The organism is Deltaproteobacteria bacterium, assembly GCA_009929795.1.
Classification (GTDB): Bacteria; Desulfobacterota; Desulfovibrionia; order Desulfovibrionales; family Desulfomicrobiaceae; genus RZZR01.
In genome coordinates this window covers 1-3,143 of sequence record RZZR01000227.1, presented here as the reverse complement: position 1 = coordinate 3,143, position 3,143 = coordinate 1, and the positions used below count along the sequence as shown (strand labels likewise).

The following is a 3,143-nucleotide window of genomic DNA, read 5'->3' as shown; positions in this document are numbered from 1 at the left end:
CAGGACGAAATCGGCCTGGGCCGCGGCGTAAAGCCGCGTCTCGATGGTCTCCCAGGGCGTGAGCAGATCGCTCAGACTCACGCAGGCGAAGTCGTGCATGAGGGGCGCGCCCAGCAGGGCCGCGGCCGCTGCCAGAGCCGGCACTCCTGGCAGGACCTCCACGGGCACGGTCTCGCTCAGGCCCCGGGCCTCCACGCAGTCCAGAACAAGTCCGGCCATGCCGTAGACCCCGGCGTCACCGCTGGAAACCACAGCCACGGCCTCCCCGGCCAGGGCCCGATCAATGGCCGCCTGGGCCCGTTCCAGTTCCCGGGTCATACCCGTGCCCACCACGGCCTTGCCCGCGAGCATTTCCGGGGGCACGAGGTCCAAGTAGGTCCGGTAGCCGACCACGGTTTCGACCGTTTTCAGGGCATCGGCCACGGCCAGGGTCATCTGTTCCTTGGCTCCGGGGCCAAGGCCCACGACCGTTATTCGGCCACTGCCACGGTCACCCGGCCGAAAACCTTCTTGGTCACGATGAGCCGCCCTGCCTTCCCGGCCAGTATCGCCGCTGCCTCGCATACGCTCTGAACCCCCACGTGTTTGTGCACCATGGCCGACGGATGGGGAGCCTCGATTGCCCCCAGTTCCGAGGCGGAAAAAAATCGAACCTCGGCCTCCAGGGCCGTGGCCACCGCGAGCAATCCAGCCTCGTCCATCTTCAGATCCGCGCTGGCCAGACAGACCACGGACTTGGGATGGAGGCCGGCCTCATCCAAAACCGTCTGCACGGCCGATTGGATCTCCCCGGCCGGGGTACCCCTCCGGCAGCCCACGCCCACGGCCAGCCCTTTGGGAACCAGAAGCAGGGCCCGGTCTTCTGATGACGGGATGCGGACCTGGACGCGGACCTCTGGGTCGTCGCCCCCGGCCACGGCCTCCAGATTCCCCGAATCTTCGACCGCTGTCAGGAGAATGCCCTCGGGGTCGAAGACGCGCAATCGTCCGCCCTCGGCCAGAACGGCCTGGGCCGCGCGCATCTTTACACCGTCGGCCACGAACAACCCGAGATCCCGGGCCAGAACGTCCAGGGCCGGGACCCCTTCCACATCCGAGGCCGTGGTGATCACGGCCCGGCCGTTGGTTATCTTGGCCACTTTCCGGGCCAAGTCGTTCCCCCCGCCCAGATGGCCAGAAAGGAGGCTCACCACATGCTTCCCGCGCTGGTCGCAGACCACCACGGCCGGGTCCGTGGCCTTGGAGCCCAGGTGCGGGGCCACGGCCCGCATGGCAATGCCCGCCGCGCCCACGAACACGTGGGCCGGGTGACCGTGAAAGACCTCGGCCATCAGGGTCTGAACGGATTCGAAGTCCCGTCCACCGCACTCTCCGGTCAATCGTGACGGCAGGAAAAGGATCCCGCCCAGTTCCTGGGCCACCCTCTGGGCCAATACCGCACCCATTCGGGTGAAGGCGTAAACGGCTGGGCCCTGCTCGCGCCGAGCCTGACGAAATCCATGCCCGAAACCCACATCGTAAAGCCGGGACACATGATCCCGTCCATCCTCCCCGGGCAGAACCAGAAAAACTGTCTGGCGTGAAAACCCCTCCCGGGCCACGGCTTCGGGCAGATCGGCCAGGGCCACGGTCAAAACCCGCTCGTCCGGATGGCCCACCCGGTGACCGACCACGACCATGGTATCCGGCGAAAGGCCCCCGGCCAGGAGATCGGCCTGCACGGCCGGGGCCAGACGGGCCGAAAGGTAAATGGCCAGCGAGGCCCCGTGACCGGCCAGAAGGCGCAGCCGTTCCCGCTCCGGAACCGGGGTCCGGCCGTCGGCCCGGGTCAGGATGAGGGTCTGGGTCCTCTCGGGCACGGTGAAGACGACCTTGGCCCGGGCCGCGGCGGCCATGGCGGCCGTGACCCCGGGCACGATCTCCCATGAAATGCCCTCGGCCTCCAGAAGCCGGGCCTGCTCGCGCACGGCCCCGAACAGGGAAGGATCACCGGTATGGACCCGGGCCACGTCCTGACCGGCCAGGACGAATTCTCGGACAAGGGCGTGGGTCTGGGCCAGATTCAGATCCGAGCTATCCACCACCCGGCCCCGGGCCCCGGCCACGACCGCGACCGGCACCAGGGACCCGGCATAGAGGACCAACCCGGCCGCCTCGATGATCCGACGGCCCTTGAGGGTGATCAGTTCCGGATCCCCCGGCCCGGCCCCGATGAAATGGACGCGGCCGGGGGTCACGTCGACCCGCCTTCATTTCTCAGCCATTCCCCTCGTTTGCCCAGATAGTTATCAAAGGCATCCAATACCTCGGGAAGGTTGGCGCGCCCAAAGCCGAGGCGGAAGGCGTTGGAGCCGTTTTCGAACAAGGTCCCGGGCAAAAGCAGGATGCCCACCTTTTCGACCAGATCGGAACAGAACCCGGCCACGCTCCCCCGGCGCAGAGCCGGAAAGGCCACCGACCCAGCCTTGGGCCGGTACCATGAGAACAGGTCTTCGTGTTGGGCGAAAAAGGCGTCCAGGAGGTCAAGATTCCGCCGGATGATATCCAGATTGCGGCCGACAATGGACTGCGCGTTTCGCAGGGCCAGGGTGGCCAAAAACTCGCTCGGGGCGCTGGAACAGATGGTCGTGTAATCCTTGAAGGCGGCCAAGTCGGCCAAGAGGGTCCGGTTCCGAGTGGCGATCCAGCCGATGCGCAGGCCGGCTAGGCCGTAGGTCTTGGACATGACCCCGATAGCCGCGGCCCGGTCGTTCAGGTCGGCCAGACTTGGGAGGCGATCCGTGACCTCCAGTTCCAGGCCCCGGTAGACCTCGTCGGAGAGGATGACGAATCCGTGACGCTCGGACAGATCCGCAAGTTCCTGCACAAAGCTGGCCGAGGGCAGAAATCCGGTCGGATTGTGGGGGAAGTTGACAACCACCACCTTGGTGTCCGGACGAAGCAGGGCTTTCAGGTCGCCCATGTCCAACTCCCAGGCCCGTTCGGGATTGCCCCGCCAGGCTGAGACTTCGGCCCCAACGCTCCGGGCCACCTCGCCCAGGGATTGGTAGTAGGGGGCATGGACGACAACGTGATCACCGGACTGCACGGTTACGTTCATGAAGGTGAAGATGGCCTCCTCGGCCCCGGCATGGACGAGCACC

At 66.6% G+C, this 3,143-nt stretch carries 3 protein-coding genes and 1 pseudogene; all 4 read right to left on the bottom strand.

Translation table 11 applies throughout. From position 1 onward, the window contains the following. On the bottom strand, positions 1-564 hold a 564-nt coding region (locus tag EOM25_13500; GenBank protein NCC26188.1), incomplete at its 3' end, for a precorrin-3B C(17)-methyltransferase. Further along, positions 471-1,445, bottom strand: a complete 975-nt coding sequence (locus EOM25_13495; GenBank protein NCC26187.1) for a cobalamin biosynthesis protein CbiG — start codon at positions 1,443-1,445, stop codon at positions 471-473. The genes EOM25_13495 and EOM25_13500, both read right to left, overlap by 94 nt. Positions 1,446-1,481: 36 nt before the next feature. Further along, positions 1,482-2,237, bottom strand: a pseudogene (gene cobM / locus EOM25_13490) (precorrin-4 C(11)-methyltransferase). Next, a partial coding sequence (locus EOM25_13485; protein NCC26186.1) for an aminotransferase class I/II-fold pyridoxal phosphate-dependent enzyme occupies positions 2,234-3,143 on the bottom strand: 910 nt, incomplete at its 5' end. The gene EOM25_13485 and the pseudogene cobM, both read right to left, overlap by 4 nt.